Below are 21,875 nucleotides of genomic sequence, written 5' to 3' on the forward strand. Positions count from 1 at the left end.
AAACAACAACCTTAGAAATGGGGTGCAATGGCATCGAATACCATGCTCACCGTGCCGTAGTAATGGCCGGGCTGATAATCCTCAGGCGGCTTGATCGCGACGATTTCCAGCGGTACCCGCCTGCCCGGCCGGGCGTCGACGGTAGACACCACTTCACTGCGCTCAAGGCTCAACTCCTGTTGATTAAAGGTCACCCGCAGGTCGATCCGGTCCTTGCCGTTGAAGAGGTAGGGTTGCGCCTCCAGCCGCGCACCGATGGCGCCGCCGACATTCTTCACCTCGAACTGCGCGCGCAGCGGGCTCAGCTCCGAGGACACCGGGTTGTAGCCCAGGCGCTGTTCGCGCTGCACCAGTTGGGGGTCCACCGGCAACACATAAAAATCCGCGGTGGGAATCGTCACGAACACCTCGAATGTCTCGCGTTCGACCGCTGCCCAGGCCAGGGGCACGAACAGCAGGCAAACCGTGGATAAAGCGGTACAGGCCAGTGTCTTGAACATGGTGGTTTTCCTGTGCGGCGATTCAGCCTTTGATCTCAATGGTTTTTTTCGCGCTGCCTTCGATCAGGTTGAAGCGATACACGCGACCCGGCTGTTTATCGAATGTGAAGGAGCGTCCGGCCATGATGTGGTGCTTGATCGTAGGCCGGCAGTCCTGGGGGTTGCCGACGGCGCAATCCTTGAACTCATCGACCACCACCACGCTGTTGCCCTCGTTGTGCAAGGCATAACGCGTGGTGTCATCCGCCACACGGGTGTCGAAGCGGGTATCGGTGGGCCGCACGAAAAACACCGTGCCGTAGCCCGCCAACACCCGCACGCCCGCCGCCAGGCTGTCCTTGTAGTCCTGGCGCTCCTCCTCGCTGATGGCGAACTCATCCTCGGTCTGCGGCACCACCGGCACGAAGCGCACGCGAAAGTAACGCTCCCTGTCGCGATTGCCCATGAACAGCAAGCGGGTGCCCTGAGTGCCGTTGGCCGGCACGATCAGCCGTGCCGGGCTGGCCATCAGGCCATCACGCGCGCTGATGTCGGCGCTGGTTTTAACCGGCACTTCGCGGTAGCTGCCATCGGCGTCGTAGACCATTTCAAGGATGTTGACCTTGACGAAGGCGGTGGACGTGCCGCCATTGAACACCCGTTTCATGTAGGTGCTTTTGCCGGCCTCCAGGTAGTCGTACACCACCCCCACATTGATCTGCGGACCGGCATGGGCCACCTGTGCCAACAACAGCGCGGCGCATAGCGTCAGAAAACATTTCATTTAAAAACCTCATAACGTTAAAAAGCTTTCAACCCGCGCGTTGCGCGGCCTGCACGGCGTCGGCCAGGGTTTCGGGGGTGCAGCGCAGGTCGCCGATCATCAGCACATCGCTTTCCTGGCGCGCCGTATCGGGTTCCAAACGGAAGCGACAGAGCAACTGGTTGGCGTAGCGCACTTCCAGGGTCGGCACGCTGGTGTTCATTTCCATGGAGAAGAACCCGTCGACTTCACTGACGCCACGGCTGGCGTGATTGATCAGGTGATGGCCCTTGAGCGGATGCCCTTGCGCGTCCAGCAGGCGCCCCAGCACGGTGACGGTTTTCATCACGCTGATCTTGCGGTACTCGACCCCGCCCTTGTTCAGGTGATAGCGGGTGCGGGTCGGCTGGATACTCGCCGCCGGCGGATGGTTGCCCTCGAAATCGAACCCCAACGTGCTGTTCTTGTAGGCCGTAATCGGCACAAAGTTGCGCCCTGCCCGCAGGATGACGCTGCCGCCGGTGAGGTCATCGGCGCGCAGGCGGATGTCTTCCAGGTCGGTTTCCACGTCGACGATCATCCCGGCGCCACGCCCATGGTGCTGGCTGCTCAGGACCATCTTCTGCGCGCCCACCGCCAGGGTGCTGCCCAGGTTGAGCCCGCCGCTGAGGTTGTTATTGAAGGACGAGCGCTGCACGAAAGCATCGCCAAATACGGCGTCGGTCTGGAAGCTGCCCCGGCCGGAAAGGCCGACGCCGTAGGTGTCGGCCAATACCGTCGCGGCGACGCTTTGCAGCACGTGGCCCTGCAAGTCGCGGTGGTAGCTCAGCGAGCCGTTGTTGTCGCGGCTGCCATCGCGGGCGGTGCGCGTGCCAAGGCTGGCGGACCATTGTTCGCCCGGCGCGCCGAGGGCCAGGCTGAGGCTCAAGTCGACGCCGCGGTTGCGTTTGTCGCCGGTGCTGGCGGTGCCGGGACGATCGAATACCGACAGCCGCCAGTTGGCGTCGCTGCCCATCAACTTGCCGCGCTGGGCCCAACCGAGGTCGAGCCCCACGCCGTTGAGATTGCCCTGGCTGTGCGCCAGCCTGGCGCTGACGGAACGTGTGTTGCTCAGGCGATGGTTGAGTGACAGCGACGAGCTGCTGGTCTGCCCGACAAAGGGCGTGCGTTGGCGCAGGCGGGTGCCGTCGGCGAGTATTTCGTAGGTGTCGCGGTTGTCCAGCCAACTGCGGTTGTGGCTGAGCACCACGCTGCCCTGGCCGTAGCTGTACAAGCCTTGCACGTCCATGCCGGTGCCATGCTGCTGAGTCTGGTAGACATTGGCATAAAGGCTGGTGCTATTGGCCAGGCTCCAGTCGATGGAGGTGCCGGTCTGCAGCATGTCACGCACTTTACGGCTGGACAGGCCCAGGATCACGCGGGGGTGGGCCAGGTAATTGAGACCCGCGCCGTAGGTGGGATTACCGGTCGCCTGTTGCTCCCAGTTGCTGAACAATTTGCTTTCACGCCCGATGAAGGTGCTGTAGCGCCACCGCTCATCGGCGTTGCGCCAGTTGTTGGGTTTGTAGACCAGCTCGGTGCTGCTGGCGCTGGTCTGGCCGTCTTCGATCAGACGCACTTCCACTTCATAGATGCCGCCGGGCAAGGGCCGGGTATCCAGGGTTTGCAGGCCCGCCGCGACCGGCTGGCTGTTGATCAACAGCCCATTGCGATAAATCTCCACCGACGCCTGGCGGCTGGCGGTGACATAGATCGGGTAGACGCTGGGCTTGGGGTTGTTGACCAGCAGGCTGTCCGAGCTGCCGAACATCACGCCCACGGCGGTATCCGGGTTGGCACCGAACGAGCGGATCTGGCGGTTCAGGCCATCGGAGCCGGGGGTAAAAAAGCCCAGGCGCAGGAAATCACCCTGCATTTCACGTTGGCTGTACAGCTCGTGCACAGCATGGCGCAGCGAAGTGTCGGTGCCGCCCAAGCGTGACACTTGCAGGTTCAGCGCCTGGGTCCAGTTGCCCAGACTGGCGCTGGCCTGCAAGCCGTAGCGGCCGCCGAGGTTTTCGTCCTGGCCGCCGGTGAGGTTCAGTTGGTTATCGACAATCAAGCCATGGCTGCCCGCTTCCGGGTGCTCGTAATAGCGTTGCAGGTCGGTGCCGCGCTCAACGTTTTCGGTAAGGATCGACACCAGCGAGCTGTCCAGGCTGTAGTGCAGCGCCAGCAATCTGGATGGGCAACTGCGCTCGCAACCGCCCAGCGCCATGCCGTTTTGCAGGATCTGTTGCCAGTTGTCGCGCTCGGTCGGGCTGATCTTGCTGTCGGCGGTGTCGGTGAATTCCAGCAGGGTAATGCGATCATCACGTCCCAGTACGATCATCGCTTCGCCCAAAAATTGCTGATCCAGCTCGACGCGCACCGCCAATGGCACATCAAAAAAGTGTTGCTCAAACTCCTTGGGAAGTTCTCGCGATTGCAGTAACAGGCTGCCCGGCGCAGCACCGGGCGACACAGGCGCAGCGATGGCACTGGCGCATGCCAATAGAAGCAACGCACCGGCAACAGGCGTCATCGAATACATGAACGGGGCTCTCGTCAGTACGAACTATCGGGACCATAAAAAACCGGGCCGGCGCAGAGGAGCAGACGCCGACCCTTCTAAAAACCCCGGGCGCATCGCGAGCCCAGGGCGTGACACGTCACGCGTTAACGCTTATGGCGTCGCGCGCGGCACGGCGTCGAAGATCACCGTGTAGTTGGCGGTGTAGAGACCGTTTTGCGTGTCGGCCGGCTTGGCTGGGGTGATGACCAGGTCGGCCTGGGTGCCAGGCGTGGATTGCGGATCATCCACCACTTCCTGCGGAGTGGCGGTGAGCACGACGCCGTTGAAGGTGTTGGTCAGCGCAATGCTGTCCGAGCCGTTGTACAGCGCTGCCGCGGTGGTGCCGCCTTCGATGTAGGCGTGAACCGAACCTTCGGTGTTCTTCACGTCATACGTGCCGCGCAGGGAACTCAGTTCACCGCTGACGGGGTTGTAGTTCATTCGTTCGTCTTTACCGAAGTTGGGGTCCCGTGGCAGCACGTGAAATTGCTTGGTGGGGATATCGGCAGTGATCTGAATGGAGGAACGTGCATCGTCGGCGGCAAACGCCATGGAAGAGCCCAGGGACACTGCAACTAAAGGTGCTGCGAGGGCGAGTTTTTTGAACATGACGGAGTACCTGTCTTTGATCAGAAGCTTTTAGCGTCACGGAACTGCCGACGCGGCAATTCCAATAAGTTGCATTGACCGCCAAGCACTCGTTCAATGCCGAACAAGTATCCGAGCCTATCAACGGCAAGTAAGCAGGCGATTTCCTTTAACCAAGTAGCCGAACAACCCATAACTCATCAGAAAAAAATGGCCTTTTGCCAAAACTTTAATAACGCCTGTAAGACAAGGACTACCTGCAACTAACCGAAAACCGTTTAATCAGTCTGCCAGCCGTAAGAACAGTATTACAAAAGACTCTAATATTAACTAAACAACCCATTACCAATTATGAACACGCGTCGCGCGCGCCCTTCAAAAACGCAGAAGCGAGCCGGCTCGCGAAAAATCCGAGAACGCCGCGTACATCCAGGATGAGCGCGTCAGCGTTGACGATTTTCGCGAGCAAGCTCGCTCCTGCGGGAATTGGCGGTGCAGGGTGGCTCAGGGCACGCCCATCACCAGCACACCGCTGCCGCTGGTGGCACCGGCAGTCGGTACCGAACCGTTGCGCCGCACCAGGGCAAAGGTCACATCGTCGCCACCCACGCTGTTGGTGATGCGGGTCAGGAACGAGCCGTTCACCGGGACGGCAACACCTGCGCGGACCATGGCGGTGCCCACGTTCGGGTTACTCATCATCAACAGACGCGAATCGAACGAAGACGACGTGCCCTTGTAAGTGATGGTGATGGGCGAGTTCACCCCGCCATCCGGGCAGGCATAGGTGAGCCTGCGATTGCTGACGATCGTGGTGCTCAGGGGATCGGTGCCGATGGCACGCTGCGGGACATTGCCGAAGTTGATCTCGATCGGCGCGTTGTTGTTGATCGTGCAGGTGGACGGCGAAATATCGAAGTTGTTGGCGGCGGTGTAAGTGACGCTCAGTTGCGGCTGACTGCCATCCCAGTTGTTCGAACTGGTGAGACGCAACATGCCGAGGTTGTCGCCGACGCGCACATTGATCGGGTTGGCCGGAAAGGCCCGCACCAGAATATAGGGGGTGACGTTGATCGGGTAAGTCTGCTTGTCATTGGGCAGGGTCGCGATGAGGATGCCCGACGGGACCGGGGAGTTATAGAACCCGCCGTTGATGCGCAGCCCCGTGCCGTGGCCGGTGAACTTGGGGCCTGGGGTCCAGGGTGCGCCCGAAAAGTTGCCGGTCCTCCAGTAGTCCTGGCCCCAGGCGGGGCCCTGTCCTGGTGAATAGCGGCACTCCAGTCGTGCCCCTTCGAGCATGATGCGGGTGCGGTCGGCGCTCAGCGTGACCGTCACCGGCACCTGCATGTTCGGGTTACCCGTAAACCAGGCGCCGCCATTGATCCGACAATCGACGGCCTGTGCGGTCGTGCTGACGCCGACCAGAAGCAGAAGCCCGAAAGCTCCTTTAAATTGTTTCATTTTCATCTCTCGTTGCTTGCTTAATCCGCCAGGGCCAGCACGAACAGTCCATGCGCGCGCTGCCCCTGTCGGACGAGGTGGGAATTCATGAGTTAACGTGTTTCAGGGCACGCCCATCACCAGTACACCACTGCCGCTGATGGCGCCGGCGGTGGGTATCGCGTTGTTGCGGCGCGCCAGCGAGAACGTTACGTCGTCACCGCCGACGCTGTTGGTGATGCGCGTCAGGAACGAGCCGTTCACCGGGACCGCAGCGCCCGCGCGGACCATCGCCGTGCCGACGTTGGGGTTGGTCATCATCAACAGACGTGAATCGAATGACGAAGAGGTGCCTTTGTAGGTGATCGTGATGGGCGTGGTGATCCCTGCGTCCGGGCAGGAATAAGTCAGCCTGCGGTTGCTCACGATAGAGCTGGTCAGCGGATCGGTGCCGATGGCGCGCTGCGGGACGTTGCCGAAGTTGATCTCGATAGGGTTGTTATTGTTGATCGTGCAGGACGACGGGGAAATCGCGAAGTTATTGGCGGCGGTGTACGTGAGACTGAGGCCTGTGCGCGAGGAGTCGTAGTTGTTTGTCTGGCTGAGACGCAGCACGCCAAGGACATCGCCTATTCGCACGTCAATCGGGTTGGTGGGGTTGTTGCGTATCAAAATATAGGGGGTTGCATCCACGGGCACACCCACGGCGTTGTTGGGCATGTTTGCGATACGGATGCCAAAGGGCACCGGCGTGTTGTAGTACCCCCCGTTTATCCGAAGACCGGTGCCCTGATTGATGAATTTTGGGCCGGGCGTCCAGGGCGCGCCTGCTAGAGCCGACGTAGACCAATGATCCGTGTACCAGGCTGGGAAAGGATAGGGAGTGAATCGGCAATCCAGTCGCGCGCCCTCAAGCAGAATACGCGTGGTATCCGCCCCCACGCGGACGGTCACGGGCACCTGAAAGGTCAGGGTCCCGCCCGTGTCCACCTGTCGCCATGGCCCACCGTTCACACGGCATTGAGCGGCTTCAACGGTCGCCGCGCCGCTCATCAGCACAAGAAGCACCAAGGCTCCAGGCAGTCGGTTCATTTTCATCTCACATTGCTCCTCAACCAGACGCCGCTGGCGAACAGTCAGTGAACGCCATGCGGGGCGCGCCTGGAAGGTATCCGAGGTGGACCCGCACTAGGGATAATTGAGGGTGAACGTTGAGGTCACCGTGTACGCGCCATGCCCGATGGTCTGGTCGCTGATGGCCTTGGGTTCGCCCTGCACGTAGGCCTTGAGCTCGATCACATTGGCGCCGTTGGTCAGCACCTGCTCGTCGCTGGTGGCGTTGAGCGGCAATGGCTTGCTGCTCGGCGTCTCCAGGCCCACCCCGATACCCGACGCGCCGCTGCCGCTGTCCAGTGCGAGCAAGCCGGGCAGCTCGCGGTTTTCGCGGCCGCCAAAGGTGATGGTGACGGTGTTGCCGACGCTGGTGTCGCAGTCCTCTAGGTGCAGTTGGAAGCCCTTCCCCACCGAACGCGTGTTGAGGTAGAGGTACTTGCTGGTCAGGTCCCAGAGTTCCAGGGTGATCGCCTCGTCGCCGGGGCGGATCGTGCAGGCCTCTTCCACCAGGTTGCCCTTGAAGCTGAGGTTGTCCGCCGCATGGCCCACAGGCATCAAGCCGATGATGAGCAGCACTGCCCCTGCGGCTTTTTCAACAATTGGATGTCGCATAGACCCACTCCTACTCGTATTCGGCCAGCAGCGTGGCCACCGCCGTGAACCTGGCGGGCGCCAGAATCGCGCCGGGCTGCTGCACGGGCACCACTTCCAGGGTCGGCGGTGACGACAGGCTGATGTCCATCGGCGCATTCAGCGCGAACGGCTGGTTGTTCTGGAACACCCGAATGCCCAGGGCCGGCACACTGGTCTGCACCGCCGCACCATCGAACCCGGTGGGGGTGCCCTTGATGCTCAAGCGCAGCTCCCAGGGCAGCGTGTCGGTGCCACAACTGATGGTGTAGCCGAGCCCTCGGCGATATTTCACGCCGTCGATGCGCTTGATGCCGACATCGCCGAAATCGACTTCGATGGTGTTGCCCGCGTCGATGGTGCAGGGCGGCGGTTCGTTGAGCGTTCCGCTGAACGTCAAGTTGGCCCAGGCGCCATTGCACAGGCCGAGGGTGCACAGGGCGAGCAAGGCTCGCGGCGGCCAACCTGTCATTGATCGTTTCTCTTTTTGCGTACTCATTGGTAATCCACCACCAGTGTTCCGGCGGCGTCGAATGCGCCGCCGGTGAGGCGGCTGCCCGCGCGCTTGACCGGCACTGCCTGCACCACAGGGAAGTTGGGATGGGTGAAGTTCACCCTTGTATTCAACGGCCAGTCCGCGCCATTGACGAACAGCTTGACGCCCAGGTCAGGCTTGCGCGTCGACAACACACGGCTGTCAAATGCCGCCCCGGTGCCCTTGAGTTCCAGCGTCAGCGCGTTGCTGAACGGCGAGTCGCAGGTGACGGTGTACGGCACGTTGCGACGGTAATTGACGCCGTCCACCCGGGAGGTTTGCAGGTCGTTGCCAAACGGCACATCCAGCGTGCCCCCGCCGTTGATCACGCACGGCGGCGGCGCAATGATCGTCGCGCGGATGATCAGGTTGGTGTCGGCTTGCACGCCCTGGCCGAGCGCCCACAACAGGCAGCCTCCCGCCAGCGTGGCGCCAGCGCCGATTAACTTAGCCATTGTTCTGCCCTTACTCATAATTGAGCCTGAAATCCACCACGGCCTTGAAGGCCCCGCTGCTCAACGGCGCGGCGGTGCGCGTGGGTCGTACGTGCCAGGTCATGGCGCTTGACCCCATGGGCAACAGCAGCGGCTCGCCCCGTTGCCCCAAGTGCACATCGCGGCCCAGGGCGTCGGTGAGCTGCAGCCCCATGCCACTGATGCCCCGCACCTTGACCAGGCGCGGATCATCGGCATCGGCGGGCGCGACAAACGCCACTGACACCACCGGTTGATACGCACTCCAGGTCAGGTTGCCGGTGCGCTCACTGCGAATGCTGCCCGCCGTGCGCTGGCAATCCTGAAAGCGCAGTTGAAATGCCTTGGCTTTGGCTTGATCGCCGGGCCGCTGCAATTGGCTGGTCGACACCGCACCCAGGTCGACCGTCTGGTGGATCGAGTTCATTTCAAGGCTGCATGGCGCCTCGTGCATGGACCCGAGAATGTTCAACACCCCGTTCATGCCTTCGACATCCTCGGCCTGCGCGCCCCCCGCAAAGGCCAGTAACAGCCCTGCCAGCACGTTCATACGTTGCGACTTCATGACGTTCTCCAGCAGCAGGCATTACTGAGTGGGCGTTGACGCTTGCACGTCGACCGTGCACGTGTCACCGCTGCAGGTGAAGGCCAGCACGGGGCGGCCGCCGTAGTCATTCACGTAAGCCAGGTACGGCGCCTTGCCCAGCGCCTGGATGGTCGGGCCCAGGGTCAGTGCACCTTTGGGCGGCACCATCAGCGGCTCGAAGCCGGCCACGGTTTTGCCCTCTTTGGTGCTGCGCGCGTCCACCAGAGTCACGTAGTACGGGGTCGGATTGTTGACCTTGTAGTGCTCGCCTTCGCGGGTCAGGGTCAGCTTCTGCTGCCAGGGGTTGGAAAAGTCCTGCTGGCTGGGCGTGATCGCCTGCGGGCGATAGAACAGCTTGATCCGGGTCTGCAAGGCGATCTGCAGGGTGTTGGCCTTTTCGCTGCGTGGCGGAATCTCGCGCAGGTTGAAGTAGTAGACCGTCTCGCGGTCCTGCGGCAGCGACTTGGCCGCCGGCAACGCCTGCACTTTCACCTGGCTCTGTTTGCCCGGTTCCAGGCGCTGCACCGGTGGCAGCACGATCAGCGGCGAGGTGATCTTTTTGCCACTTTCATCTTCGATCCAGCCCTGGGCCAGGTACGGCAACTGGGTATTGTTGTTGGTGATATTGACGCTGGTGGCCTCCTTGCCGCCGTCGAAAATCACGCGGGTGCGGTCCAGGCCAACGGCGGCGTAGGCGCTGTCGCTCAGGACCAGTAATGCCAGGACCAGCAGGGTGAAACGCGTAATGAGCATCATGTGGCGGTGTTCTCCATGTCGAGGGGCTTCCCGGGCAGCGCGGCTGGCTCGGGCGAGGATTGTTCAGCAGCTACCGGGCGGCAGCCGAGTTGCAGGGCATCGGTCAAACCATCGGCGGGCAGCACGGCAGGCAGCGTGAGGAGGCAGCGCTCGCGTCCGCCCCAACTGACGATCATCACGTCGCCGGCCTGGATGCCACTGAGGTAAACGTTGCCGTCGTCATTGACGATGCCGGTGTCCTGTTGCTTGACGTTTTTCACCGTGGCGCCGAACGGCGGTGCGCTGCCGTCTGCCAGGCGCAGCACGGCCATGGCCTTGGCGCCGGCGATCACGTCCAGGGATCGGTAGCCGATAGCCCCTTCGGTGAGCGTCAATTGAGTGACCGACTGCGTGGCTTCAACGTTGCTCGGCAAGCGTTCGAGGTCGACGCTCGCCGCCGTGCGCTGGTAGCTGCTGATGTCGGAAATCACCGCTTTGCCGAACGCATTGCTGCGTGTCGGCGAGCCGTACCCGCGCACCGGTACATCGGGCACGCCACCGGTATCGACCATCAACCGCGTGCCGCCGGTGCTGCCGGTACGGTGCAGCGCCCCGCCCTGGGCCGTGAGCGTGCCACCGCCGCGAGCCGATACGCTGAGGGTGCGGTAATCGCCTTCCTGTGTGCTGGCGCTGAGGTCGATGTCGGCCTGATCGCCCATGTGGCTCAAGTACGCACTGGCCGAACGGTTGCTGGCACTCAGCTGGTAGCTGTTGCGCTCGTCGATGCGGTCGCTGTAGCGCGATGAAAAGGTGTTGTTGCCGCCGGCCCGGTTGGCATCCAGCGCCAGGGTGCCGGTGCGCCCAAGCGGCAGGCTCACCGTGAGTGCCATACCGTTGTCCAGGTGCTGGTATTCCTGGCTGCGGTACAGGTTCAGCGAGAGGCTCATGTTCTTGACGCTGCCCACGTTGAAGTAGCGCGACAGCGACAGGTTCCAGCGCTGGGTGTCCGGCCGGTTCCAGTAGGTCTGCTTGTTGTAGCTGGCATAGACCGTGGCGCCAAGGTCACGAAACTGTTTGTTGACCGTGACCGTGTACAGCGCCTTGCTGCCGCCGATCGGCTTCCAGCTTTCGACGTACTCGCCGTGCTCGTTGAGCATGCCGCGCCCGCCCGCCCGCTCGCCGTTCAACCCGTAATGGCGGGCGTCCAGATACTCGCTCATGCTCAGGAAGTTCTTCTCGGAGAAGCGGTAACCGGCGAACGTCACCTGGCTGTCGTACTCCTCGAAGTTCTTGGAGTATTGCAGGCGGTAGGATTTGCCCGTGAGGGTATCGCCCCAGAGTTGGGCGTGGGACTGGGTGACGTCGACCGACACGGCGCCGAAGGCCAGCAGATCGCGACCGGCCCCGACGGACAGCGCGCGATAGTTGTTGTCCGTCATGCCGCCGCCAAACAACGACCAACCGTTGCTGACACCCCAGGAGAATTCCCCGGTGCCGAACATGTTGCCGTCGCCGCCGTACTGCAGGTTGGACGGTCGCCCGGCCGCCAGCTTGTAACGCACCTGCCCGGGTCGCGTCAGGTAAGGCACGCCAGCGGTATCCACCTTGAAGCTGTGCACCGAACCGTCCTGTTCTTCGACCCGCACATCCAGCGAGCCCGTCACCGCGTCGTGCAGATCCTGGATACGAAACGGGCCGGCGGCCACCAGGGTTTCATAGAGCACGCGGCCCTTCTGGCTGATGATGACCTTGGCGTTGGTCTTGGCCACGCCCACCACTTCGGGGGCGTAACCGCGCAGGTTGGGCGGCAACTGACTCTGATCGGAATTGAGCGAGGCACCGGTAAAGCGGAAGCTGTCGAACAGGTCCGAATACAGGTAGTCCTCGCCCACCACCAGGCGCGCCTTTAGTGCAGGAATGGCGCGGTACGCGTAGTAGCGGCTCCATTCGAGCTTCTGATTGCCGTAGGCGCCTTCGCTGGCGCGCTCGACCCGCCCCTGCCAATCGGCGCGCACGCGCCAGGCGCCGGCATTGGCGCCCACCGTGCCGTTGCCAGTGAGGTTGTTGCGGGTGCCGTCGTTTCTTCGGTAGTTGGACTGCGCCGTCAGGTTGTAGTCGACCAGCAGCCCTGGCACGCCTTCGTCCCAACGCGCGGGCGGGTCCCAGTTGATGGCGCTGTACTCAAGGTAGGCGTGGGGCAAACTGATCGTCAGCGTGGAGGTGGCCAGGTCGCCAGTGACTTCCATGCCCGGCAGGCTTTGCGTGTCCAGGCACTTGCCGTCTTTCCACCAGGTGAACTTGGCCGCTGCGGCCGCTTTGAGGCCCAACTGCTCGACAAGGCTTGCGGATAAACAGGCCTGGCTCCCCTTCGGATCATCGTCAGGGGCGTAAAACGCCACCGATTGCTCAGCAATAGCCTGGCCATTCAACTGCACGACCATCGAGTAGGTGCCCGGCAGGATAAACCCGCTGCGCGCGAACCGAGACAAATCGATATTGGTGCGATCACTCAGATCAAGAACATCGGTATTGAACTCGATGTCTCCTGCCCCAAGCGCTGTTCCTGCCAGTGTCATCAACCCGCCAAAGAGACTGGGGCGAAGCGTATTTCTGACCTTCGACGTATTCCACATTCAAGCAACCCATCAATCTTCAAAAATATTCCAACTTGAACCGCACAGCGGCACGATGAGGCCCGACAACCATCGGGCGTCCGTTACCCACCAGGCGAAGCGTGAAGTGCAGGGTCATGTCACCCTCAACCAACGGTTTGCGCGGCAGCGGTTCACCTGGAACGCTGCCGTGACCGTCCGCATCGGTGATATCCAGCGCAACGCCCTGGGATTCGCCAAACAGCGCAAAGGCGCGCCCACCCATGTCGCTGGCACCGTCGAACATCACGCGCAGGTGCTCCCAATCCGGCAGGCTCCCGCCAGGGCGGAATGGATCGGGACGGCTCAACGAGCAATTGACCAGGCGCAGCTCGAAGGGGTGAGGCTCCCCCTGCGCATTGCGCAACAGGCGGCCGACAGGCTCGGGCGGCATTTCGATGGTTTGGTCACGACTGGCCAGTTCCAGCCCGCAGGCCGAGTCCATCACCTGCCCTCCCAACGTGACGAGCCCTTCGCCCTGGGATGCCGCGAGGCCAAGGCTGGTGAAGCTCATCAGGGAACAGGCGACAGCGAGACTTATGAATGTTTTCACCGTTATCTCCCGCCAGATTCCCCCCGCCGCACCCGGTGCGACGGGGGAAAGGACTTACTGGTAAGCCAGGGTGAAGTTGGTGACCGCGCTGAAATCACCTGGAATGATCGGGTCGGTGGCGGCGCCCTTCACGTAGGCACCGAATTCCAGGGTGTTGTCGCCGGTGCTGATGATCTGCGGCGCGGTCGGCTTGCCCAGTTCAACCAGGCTGCCGCCGTGACTCATCATGATGCCCACGCCACCGGCGCTGCCGACGGTGCCGATCGCACCCGGCACGACAGTCGACGGCGCTGCGGTGAAGGTGGTGGTCACGGTGTTGTCGGTGAGGCCGGACAAATCGCAGCCTTCGAGTTTGATCAGCACCGGCCGAGGGTTGGATTGGCCTCCGGACTGCAACTGATGCTTGGCAATGGCGCCCAGTGGAACGGTTTGATCGACGGACTCAGGCTTGATGGAGCAAGCGCCCGAATGCACTGAACCGGTGAACGTCACTGTTCCATCCGCCGCCTGAACAGACGCCGAACCTGCCAACACAGCGATAGCCAACAGCGCGGTTTTCATTTTGGTTTTCATATTGCCCATATCCATCTAATAAAAATGCCAGTAAGAGAGCCCGGCCCTCATCGCCCCTGAAACATCAGCGGGTGTTAAGGGCCAGTGACACGGAAACGCTTCCGTGTTTTTCCAACAAGTTGCATTGACAACAGGGCGCTCAATCAGCGCCGGAGAAGTATCCCGAGTTACCTGTGGGAAGTAAGCAGGGTGTTTCGCTTACTCGAGTAGTCGAACGTCAATACAACTTATGGAAAAAAAATGGCATTTTGCCAAAACTTATAATTTGGCTGTAAGAAATGGACTACTTTAAGTTATCGAGAACTATTAGCGCTCAATAACGACTGTAAGAACAGTATTACAAGTTGCACTAACATGAACTAAACACCGCGTATCCAGATATGAACATGGCCTGCGGGGCAACGTGACCGTCCGTCAGCACCGCTTGCCCTTGCCTTAAGATATATCTTAAGTTGTATCTAACCATGACGGAGAGCAGAGACATGAAAGCGCATCATCATCCTCATCACGACAGCCCCGACGGCTTTGAGAGACGCCCAGGCCGCGAACGCGGGGGCCGAGGCCCACGGGTGTTTGCACCGGGTGACCTGAAATTGCTGCTGCCGGCGCTGATCGCCGAGCAGCCGTGCCATGGCTATGACCTGATCCGCCGCATCGAGGGCCTTTTCGACGGCGCCTACAGCCCCAGCCCTGGCGTGATCTACCCGACCCTGACCTTTCTCGAAGAAAGCGAATTGATCAGCGGCGACGCCGACGGCGGCAAAAAACGCTACACAATCACCGATGCCGGTCGTCTCTTCCTTGGCGAACAAGCGGTCGCCCTGGACGGCGTGCGCATGCGCATCGATGTGAGCAAGCGCTCGCTGCGGGGCCAGGACCGCCCGCCGCAGATCCATGAGGCGGTGCACAACGTGCGCCATGCCCTGCATTCGCACCACGGGCGCTGGAGCCCGGAAGAAATCGAACGTGTCGCGGCGCTGCTCAACCGCACCGCGCAAGCCATTGCTGACGGGAAGGACCAATGAATAACCAAGCCATTCATCGCGTGACCCATGAAATCAAACGTCGTCGCCTCGAGGTGCTGCGCGTGGTCGACATCACCCCGCGCATGCGCCGCGTCACTTTGGGCGGGCCGGAGCTGGCCGGTTTCGTGAGCCTGGGCAGCGACGACCACATCAAGTTGCTGTTCCCGCAGAACGCCGCCGAGCAAGCAGCCCTCGAAAGCCCCACGTTCAATATCAAAGGCGATGGCCCACAACCGGCCATGCGCGACTACACGCCACGGCGCTTTGACCTGGACGCGGGTGAATTGGATATCGACTTCGTGCTGCACGGAGACGGCCCCGCGTCCACCTGGGCCGAGCAGGTCAAGGTCGGCCAGCACCTGCACATCGGCGGGCCACGGGGTTCGATGATCGTGCCGGATATCTTCGACAGCTACCTGCTGATCGGTGACGAAACCGCGCTGCCGGCCATTGGCCGACGTCTTGAAGAATTGCCGGCCGGGCGCCAGGTGCTGGCGGTGATTGAAATCGAGAATGAAGCGGAGCAGCAGGCCCTGCAGAGTGCGGCGGACGTGCGAGTGATCTGGGTCATACGTGGCCGGGATGACTTGTTGGATACGGTGCAGAAGCTGACTATGCCGGATGGCTCGCTGTACTGCTTCGTCGCTACAGAATCCAGACTATCGCGCCAGCTGCGCCGCGTGCTGCTGGACACCCACTTGGTCAACGAAGAATTCCTCAAGGCCGCCGGCTACTGGCGCGCGCAAGGCAGCGACGAGAGCCAGACCCTGTGAAAGACTCGACGCTGTAACTCCGTGGCGAGCAGGCTTGTCCTGCGTTGGGCTGCGCAGCAGCCCCAAAAACAGGCGCTGAGCCGTATCAGGTACACCGCGTTTTGCTGGACTGGGGCCGCTTCGCACCCCAACGCGGGGCAAGCCCGCTCGCCGCAACAGGCCCGCATCAGTTCGCACGAGCCTTTGAATATTTGTCCAACCCCACCAGCGCCAACGCGATCAGCACAAACCCCAGCAGAATGCCCCCGGCATTCACAAACACCTGTTGATAACCCAACGTGCCCACATCGATGAACGGGTACTGATACTGCCCCAGCAAATCCCCGCGCAGTAGCGCATAGCCGAAGTACACCAGCGGGTAGATCACCCACCCCGCAATGTGCCTGAAACCCAAAACGCCCTTGGGTACGCAGCGCCACCAGTAAATGAAGAACAGCAGCGGCATCACATCGTGCAGCAGTTCATCGGCAATGAACTGAAAGCCTTGCGGGCTCCATAAATGCCGCAGCAGCAGGTTGTAGGTCAGGCTGACGAAAACGATGCTCACGGCGATTGCACTGCTGACCCCGGGCGCCAGGAAAAACCGTTTGGCGGCGCCGTCTCGTGGCACCAGCGCATAGCTGAGCACCACCGCCGCCAGGGTGTTGGTCAGCACCGTGAAGAAACTGAAAAAATTCACCAGCCCACCCAGCAGGCTGGCGCCCGTCTCCCAGCGTGACTGGAAAATCAGGTACTGCTGAATCGCCAATCCCACCCAGCCGGCCAGCGCCGCCGCCGCAATGAAACGCTTCATCGGCTCAGTCCAGCGGACGTTTGGTGCGCATCAACTTGACGTACAACCCTTCGACTTTCTCCCGCGCCCATGGCGTTTTACGCAGGAACGTCAGGCTCGACTTGATGCTCGGGTCGCTCTTGAAACAGCGCACATCGATGCGTTCGGCAAGCCCCGACCATTCGTAGTGTTCCACCAGGGTGGTGAGGACGTGTTGCAGGGTTACGCCGTGGAGAGGGTCGTTGTGTGTTGCGGTCATGCAGGGCCTATCAAGGAAATGATCACGAAGGGTGCACACCTTACCACCGCGCCGATCCAGGTAAAAAGTTCCCCTTCTCGACGAAAAAAGAGATGTTATATTGTAACTACAAATATCAAACGTTTTACCAAGGAATGTACGATGTCTCTTTGCTCTTTGTGGCGCCTGACTCCACTCGCTGCCGTCCTGCTGATCTGCTCCGAAGCCCACGCCCTTGAGCTGCAACCCCAGGTCATCACCGGCAACCCGTTGGGCAGCCAGCAGCTCGCCTCGCCCACCACCGTGCTCGAAGGCGACGACCTGACCCTGCAACAAAAAGGCAGCCTTGGCGAAACCCTGAACAAGCAGCCGGGCGTGTCGTCTTCGTACTTCGGCCCGGGCGCCAGTCGACCGATCATTCGCGGCCAGGACGGCGACCGCATTCGCATCCTGCGCAACGGCGTGGGGGCGCTGGATGCCTCATCGCTGTCCTACGACCACGCGGTGCCGCTGGACCCGGTCAACGTTGAGCGCGTCGAGATCGTGCGTGGCCCGGCAGCGCTGTTGTATGGCGGCAGCGCCATCGGCGGCGTGGTCAACACCTTTGACAATCGCATCCCCACCGAAGCCATCGAAGGCATCCACGGAGCCGGCGAGTTGCGCTACGGCGGCGCCGACACCACCCGCAGCAGCGCAGGCAAACTGGAAGCCGGCAATGGCGCCTTCGCCCTGCACCTGGACGCCAACGCGCGGGAATTCGACGACCTGAAAATCCCCGGTTTCGCACGCAGCCGCCATGCGCCGGTCAGCGAGGACGGCCCTGGCAAAGACGGGCGACTGGGCAACAGCGACGGACGCCAGGACGGCGGTGCCGTGGGCGGTTCCTACACCTGGGACGACGGTTATGCCGGGCTGTCCTACAGCACCTACGACGCCAACTACGGCTCGCCGGCCGAACAGGCGGTGCGTATCCGCATGAAGCAGGACCACTACGCCTTCGCCTCCGAGATCCGCAACCTGCAAGGCCCGTTTACCTCGGTAAAACTCGACGCGGGTTACACCGACTATGAACACCGCGAAATCGAGGGCGGCGAGACCGGCACAATTTTCAAGAACAAGGGCTACGAAGCCCGCGTTGAAGCGCGCCACCAGCCCATCGGCCCGTTCGACGGTGTAGTCGGCGCCCAGGTAACGCGCAACGAGTTCTCCGCCCTGGGTGAAGAAGCCTTCGTGCCACAGACCGACACCAATGCCGCCGCGCTGTTTATTCTTGAAGAAATGCAAGCCACCGAGCGCCTGAAACTCAGCCTCGGCGGGCGCCTGGAACACACCCGCGTCGACCCGGATGCCAAGGGCAACGCCCGCTTTGCCACCGCCGACAACAGCAACGATTTCACCGCCGGCAGCCTGTCGTCGGGCGCGGTGTACACGCTGACACCGATCTGGTCCGTGGCCGCCACCCTGGGCTACACCGAGCGCGCGCCGACCTTCTACGAGCTGTATGCCAACGGCGCCCACGTCGCCACCGGCACCTATGAACAGGGCGACGCCAACCTGAAGAAAGAAAAAGCGGTGTCCAGCGACCTGGCGCTGCGTTTCGACAATGGCACCCACAAAGGCAGCTTCGGTGTGTTCTACAGCCACTTCTCCAATTACATCGGCCTGCTGGGCACCGGTCGCACCTTGAATGACGAAGGCGACGCCGACCCGAGTGGCATCCCCGAGTACACCTATTCCGGCGTGCGGGCCCGTTTCGCCGGCTTCGAAGCCCAGGATCACTGGAAACTCGGCGAAAGTGCCTACGGCAAGTTCGCTCTGGAACTGTCGGGCGATTACACCCGAGCCACCAACCTCGACACCGGCGAAGCCCTGCCGCGCATTGCGCCATTGCGCATGAGCAGCGGCCTGCTGTGGGAGCTGGACCGCTGGCAGGCACGCATCGACGTGGAACATGCCGCTGGCCAGGGCCGCGTGCCGGACAACGAAAGCGGCACCGACGGCTACACCACCCTGGGCGCCAGCGCCGGTTATCACTTCAACATGGGGGGCAGCCAATGGCTGGCATTCGTGAACGGTGAAAACCTGACCAACCAGACGGTGCGCTACGCCAGCTCGATCCTGCGCGACATCGCCCCGGCGCCGGGGCGTAGCGTGCAGGTTGGCGTGCGCACCACCTTCTAACCCCCGCACCGCAATGCCCCCTGTGAAAGGGGGCTCTATGGCGAGCGGGCTTGTTGTGGCGAGCTGGCTTGTTGTGGCGAGCTGGCTTGTTGTGGCGAGCGGGCTTGCCCCGCGTTGGGGTGCGAAGCACCCCCAATCAAATAAAACGCGGTACACCAGAAACTACTCAGAGCCTGGTTCTGGGACTGCTGCGCAGCCCAACGCAGGGCAAGCCTGCTCGCCACAGGAGTTTGGTGGGGACTCCCACATTGATCGTCGGCGTGCTCCCACATGAGCCTGTTTATCCCTTCAACTTTCGCCGCGACATTCAGTCACTGTTACCGAATCTGAAATGATGCATCTTGCGATTTACGCTTTCTCAAAACGGCCCACCGCATTATCCTTCGCAACAATCTGAAACGCTTCACCTCCCGTTCGTCCACATTCGCCGACAGTTCCCCACTATAAAGACAGCGCTGTCTTAAACCAGCCTGCGTCCGGGGAACCTATCGCCCGCCTGTGGATAAGCCTCGCGTTCCCCAGAAATAGCAAAAAAACCCTGAACCAAGCCCGCGTCGAATCGTCATCTACAGTGAAGCGCGGGGTTACACAACTATTCCAACGTGACGGAGAAACACACTATGAGCACTGATGGGGCTTCGAGCCCAAGCCGCCTGCTGCCCAGGCTGCTTGGCGTCTTGCTGCTGATCATGGGCCTGGCCTTGCTGGCCGGCGGCGTCAAGCTGAGCATGCTCGGCGGATCGCTGTACTACCTGCTGGCCGGTATCGGCCTCACCCTGACCGGCGTCCTGCTGATGGCCACCCGCCGCGCGGCGCTGGGCCTTTACGCACTGGTGCTGTTCGCCAGCACCGTGTGGGCCCTGTGGGAAGTCGGCCTGGACTGGTGGCAGTTGGTGCCGCGCCTGGCGCTGCTGTTCGCCCTGGGCCTGGTCATGCTGCTGCCGTGGTTTCGCCGTCCGTTGCTGCGCGGTCAACCGGCGCCGCTGGGCACCGGCGCACTGAGCGTGGCCGTGGTGCTGGCGGGTGCCGCCGCACTGGCCAGCCAGTTCACCACCCCAGGTGAAATGGTCAAGAAGGGTCAGCTCGACCGCGACGCGGTGCCAGGCATGGCCAACGCCGCGCCCGCCCAGGCCGATGGTGACTGGAACTCCTACGGCCGTTCGGCGTTCGGTGATCGCTACTCGCCATTAGCGCAGATCACCCCGGCCAACGCGCACAAGCTGGTTCCGGCGTGGACCTTCCGCACCGGCGACATCCCGGGCGCCGGCGACCCGGGCGAGACCACCGCGGAAAACACCCCGCTCAAGGTCAACGGCATGCTCTACGTGTGCACCCCGCACAGCCAGGTGATTGCGCTGGACCCGGACACCGGCAAGGAAATCTGGCGTTTCGATCCGAAGATCAGCAGCCAGGGCGCCGAGAACTTCAAGGGTTGGGCGCACATGACCTGCCGTGGTGTGTCGTATCACGATGACGCCGCCTACGCCTCCGAGCAAAGCCCCACCGGCAGCGCCAGCCCGGCCGCCGCGCCGACTGCCTGCCCCAAGCGCATTTTCGTACCGACCGCCGACACCCGTCTGATCGCCCTGAATGCCGACACCGGCAAGATGTGTGAAGACTTCGGCGACAAAGGCCAGATCGACCTGCGCGCCAATATCGGCAGCTTCGCTCCGGGCGGTTACTACTCCACGTCGCCACCGGCGGTGACCAAAAACCTGGTGGTGATCGGCGGCCACGTCACCGACAACGTGTCGACCGACGAGCCAAGCGGCGTGATCCGCGCGTTCGACGTGCACACCGGCAAGCTGGTGTGGAACTGGGACAGCGGCAACCCGGACGACACCACCCCGTTGGCCGAGGGCCAGACCTACACGCGCAACTCGCCGAACATGTGGTCCATGTTCGCCGTGGATGAAAAACTCGGCATGCTCTACCTGCCGATGGGCAACCAGATGCCCGACCAGTACGGCGGCGACCGTACCGACGAATCCGAGAAATACGCCGCCGGCCTCACCGCCCTGGACATTGACAGTGGCCATGTGAAGTGGAGCTTCCAGTTCACTCACCATGACCTGTGGGACATGGACGTGGGCGGCCAGCCGTCGCTGATCGACATCAAGACCGAAGCCGGCGTCAAGCAGGCCGTGATGGCGTCGACCAAGCAAGGCAGCATCTACGTGCTGGATCGCGCAACCGGCCAGCCGGTAGTGCCGATCCACGAAGTGGCCGTACCGCAAGGCGCAGTGGCGGGTGATCGCACCTCCCCTACCCAGCCTAAATCCGAGCTGAACTTCATGCCGCCGCCGCTTAAAGAGCGCGACATGTGGGGCGTAACCCCGTTCGACCAGATGCTGTGCCGCATCGATTTCAAATCCATGCGCTACGACGGTCCGTTCACCCCGCCTTCGCTGCAGGGCTCGATCGTGTACCCGGGTAACTTCGGCGTGTTCGACTGGGGCGGCATTTCGGTCGACCCGGTGCGTCAGATTGCGTTTGTGAACCCGAGCTACATGGCGTTCAAATCCAAGCTGATCCCGGCCACCGAGATCGCCAAGCAAGGCCCGCGAGTCAGCGAAACCGAAGGCGTGCAGCCCAACAAAGGCGCGCCGTACGGCGTGATCCTCGAAGCGCTGCTATCGCCTCTGGGCCTGCCGTGCCAGGCACCGGCGTGGGGTTATGTGGCGGCGGTCGACCTGACCAACCACCAGACCCTGTGGATGCACAAGAACGGCACCGTGCGTGACAGCTCGCCGGTTCCGATCCCGCTGACCATGGGCGTACCGAGCCTGGGCGGGACCTTCACCACCGCCGGCGGCGTCGCGTTCCTCAGCGGCACCCTCGACCAGTACCTGCGTGCCTATGACGTGAAAAACGGCAAGCAACTGTGGGAAGGCCGCCTGCCAGCCGGCGCGCAGACCACACCGATGACCTACACCGGCAAGGACGGCAAGCAATACGTGCTCGTCATGGCCGGCGGTCACGGCTCCCTGGGCACCAAGCAGGGTGACTACGTAATGGCGTTCAAACTGCCTGATTAAGCGGTACGGGCGGTAACAAAAAGGCGGCTACCCTCAACAGGTAGCCGCCTTTTTCATGGGCATAAACACATGCCGTTCAGTTAAGCGCAGATTCCCTGTGGCGAGCAGGCTTGTCCTGCGTTGGGCTGCGCAGCAG

The 21,875-nt window shown here is 62.1% G+C and carries 20 protein-coding genes; 4 read left to right on the top strand and 16 right to left on the bottom strand.

The window, feature by feature from the left end:
* Window positions 1-11: 11 nt before the first annotated feature.
* The 14 genes from TU75_RS08805 to TU75_RS08870 all read right to left on the bottom strand — a co-directional run bounded on the left by TU75_RS08805 (window position 12) and on the right by TU75_RS08870 (window position 13,712).
* The gene (locus tag TU75_RS08805; RefSeq protein ID WP_060548705.1) at window positions 12-500 is read right to left on the bottom strand and encodes a CS1 type fimbrial major subunit; all 489 of its coding nucleotides are present in this window, start codon (window positions 498-500) and stop codon (window positions 12-14) included.
* Between the two features lie 22 nt (window positions 501-522).
* Window positions 523-1,263: a hypothetical protein gene (locus TU75_RS08810; protein WP_060548706.1), complete on the bottom strand. Its 741-nt coding sequence runs from the start codon at window positions 1,261-1,263 to the stop codon at window positions 523-525.
* Between the two features lie 28 nt (window positions 1,264-1,291).
* Window positions 1,292-3,814 carry a CS1-pili formation C-terminal domain-containing protein gene (locus TU75_RS08815; RefSeq protein WP_060548707.1) on the bottom strand — a complete coding sequence of 841 codons (2,523 nt, stop codon included), beginning with the start codon at window positions 3,812-3,814 and terminating at the stop codon, window positions 1,292-1,294.
* A 132-nt stretch (window positions 3,815-3,946) separates the two neighbouring features.
* Window positions 3,947-4,444, bottom strand: coding sequence for a CS1 type fimbrial major subunit (locus TU75_RS08820; protein ID WP_003231492.1), 498 nt, complete (start codon window positions 4,442-4,444; stop codon window positions 3,947-3,949).
* Window positions 4,445-4,927: 483 nt separating this feature from the next.
* Entirely contained in the window at window positions 4,928-5,890 is a 963-nt protein-coding gene (locus tag TU75_RS08825) for a fimbrial protein (protein ID WP_003231494.1), read from the bottom strand.
* 96 nt (window positions 5,891-5,986) lie between these two features.
* Complete coding sequence (locus TU75_RS08830) at window positions 5,987-6,955, bottom strand: fimbrial protein (protein ID WP_173664769.1); 969 nt, start codon at window positions 6,953-6,955, stop codon at window positions 5,987-5,989.
* A 96-nt stretch (window positions 6,956-7,051) separates the two neighbouring features.
* On the bottom strand, window positions 7,052-7,588 hold the full coding sequence (locus tag TU75_RS08835; protein ID WP_060548709.1) for a fimbrial protein: 537 nt from the start codon (window positions 7,586-7,588) through the stop codon (window positions 7,052-7,054).
* Between the two features lie 10 nt (window positions 7,589-7,598).
* Window positions 7,599-8,078 (bottom strand): fimbrial protein, encoded by a 480-nt coding sequence (locus TU75_RS08840; RefSeq protein WP_060548710.1) that lies wholly within the window; start codon window positions 8,076-8,078, stop codon window positions 7,599-7,601.
* Between the two features lie 23 nt (window positions 8,079-8,101).
* On the bottom strand, window positions 8,102-8,596 hold the full coding sequence (locus TU75_RS08845; protein WP_003231498.1) for a fimbrial protein: 495 nt from the start codon (window positions 8,594-8,596) through the stop codon (window positions 8,102-8,104).
* 10 nt (window positions 8,597-8,606) lie between these two features.
* Window positions 8,607-9,179, bottom strand: a complete 573-nt coding sequence (locus TU75_RS08850) for a fimbrial protein (protein ID WP_060548711.1) — start codon at window positions 9,177-9,179, stop codon at window positions 8,607-8,609.
* 21 nt (window positions 9,180-9,200) lie between these two features.
* Entirely contained in the window at window positions 9,201-9,956 is a 756-nt protein-coding gene (locus tag TU75_RS08855; RefSeq protein ID WP_060548712.1) for a fimbria/pilus periplasmic chaperone, read from the bottom strand.
* Entirely contained in the window at window positions 9,953-12,568 is a 2,616-nt protein-coding gene (locus tag TU75_RS08860; RefSeq protein ID WP_156422777.1) for an outer membrane usher protein, read from the bottom strand. The genes TU75_RS08855 and TU75_RS08860 overlap by 4 nt, the downstream gene beginning before the upstream one ends.
* A gap of 19 nt (window positions 12,569-12,587) precedes the next feature.
* Window positions 12,588-13,139 (bottom strand): fimbrial protein, encoded by a 552-nt coding sequence (locus TU75_RS08865; RefSeq protein ID WP_060548714.1) that lies wholly within the window; start codon window positions 13,137-13,139, stop codon window positions 12,588-12,590.
* Window positions 13,140-13,193: 54 nt separating this feature from the next.
* Complete coding sequence (locus TU75_RS08870; protein ID WP_003231503.1) at window positions 13,194-13,712, bottom strand: fimbrial protein; 519 nt, start codon at window positions 13,710-13,712, stop codon at window positions 13,194-13,196.
* Between the two features lie 482 nt (window positions 13,713-14,194).
* Between TU75_RS08870 and TU75_RS08875 the strand changes: the two genes are divergently transcribed.
* Both TU75_RS08875 and TU75_RS08880 read left to right on the top strand, forming a co-directional pair.
* Entirely contained in the window at window positions 14,195-14,737 is a 543-nt protein-coding gene (locus tag TU75_RS08875) for a PadR family transcriptional regulator (protein ID WP_015371323.1), read from the top strand.
* The gene (locus tag TU75_RS08880) at window positions 14,734-15,510 is read left to right on the top strand and encodes a siderophore-interacting protein (RefSeq protein WP_060548715.1); all 777 of its coding nucleotides are present in this window, start codon (window positions 14,734-14,736) and stop codon (window positions 15,508-15,510) included. The genes TU75_RS08875 and TU75_RS08880 overlap by 4 nt, the downstream gene beginning before the upstream one ends.
* Before the next feature lie 166 nt (window positions 15,511-15,676).
* Here the strand turns inward: TU75_RS08880 and TU75_RS08885 are convergent, their stop codons facing one another.
* Together TU75_RS08885 and TU75_RS08890 are read right to left on the bottom strand one after the other, a co-directional pair.
* Window positions 15,677-16,303, bottom strand: coding sequence for a Pr6Pr family membrane protein (locus TU75_RS08885; RefSeq protein ID WP_060548716.1), 627 nt, complete (start codon window positions 16,301-16,303; stop codon window positions 15,677-15,679).
* A gap of 4 nt (window positions 16,304-16,307) precedes the next feature.
* Entirely contained in the window at window positions 16,308-16,541 is a 234-nt protein-coding gene (locus TU75_RS08890; RefSeq protein ID WP_015371321.1) for a VF530 family protein, read from the bottom strand.
* Between the two features lie 141 nt (window positions 16,542-16,682).
* Here TU75_RS08890 and TU75_RS08895 point away from each other — a divergent pair, with 141 nt between their 5' ends.
* Both TU75_RS08895 and TU75_RS08900 read left to right on the top strand, forming a co-directional pair.
* Complete coding sequence (locus TU75_RS08895; RefSeq protein WP_060548717.1) at window positions 16,683-18,701, top strand: TonB-dependent receptor; 2,019 nt, start codon at window positions 16,683-16,685, stop codon at window positions 18,699-18,701.
* Window positions 18,702-19,321: 620 nt separating this feature from the next.
* Window positions 19,322-21,739: a glucose/quinate/shikimate family membrane-bound PQQ-dependent dehydrogenase gene (locus TU75_RS08900; protein WP_060548718.1), complete on the top strand. Its 2,418-nt coding sequence runs from the start codon at window positions 19,322-19,324 to the stop codon at window positions 21,737-21,739.
* Window positions 21,740-21,875 lie beyond the last annotated feature (136 nt).

Source organism: Pseudomonas poae (genome assembly GCF_001439785.1).
Lineage (GTDB): Bacteria > Pseudomonadota > Gammaproteobacteria > Pseudomonadales > Pseudomonadaceae > Aquipseudomonas > Aquipseudomonas poae.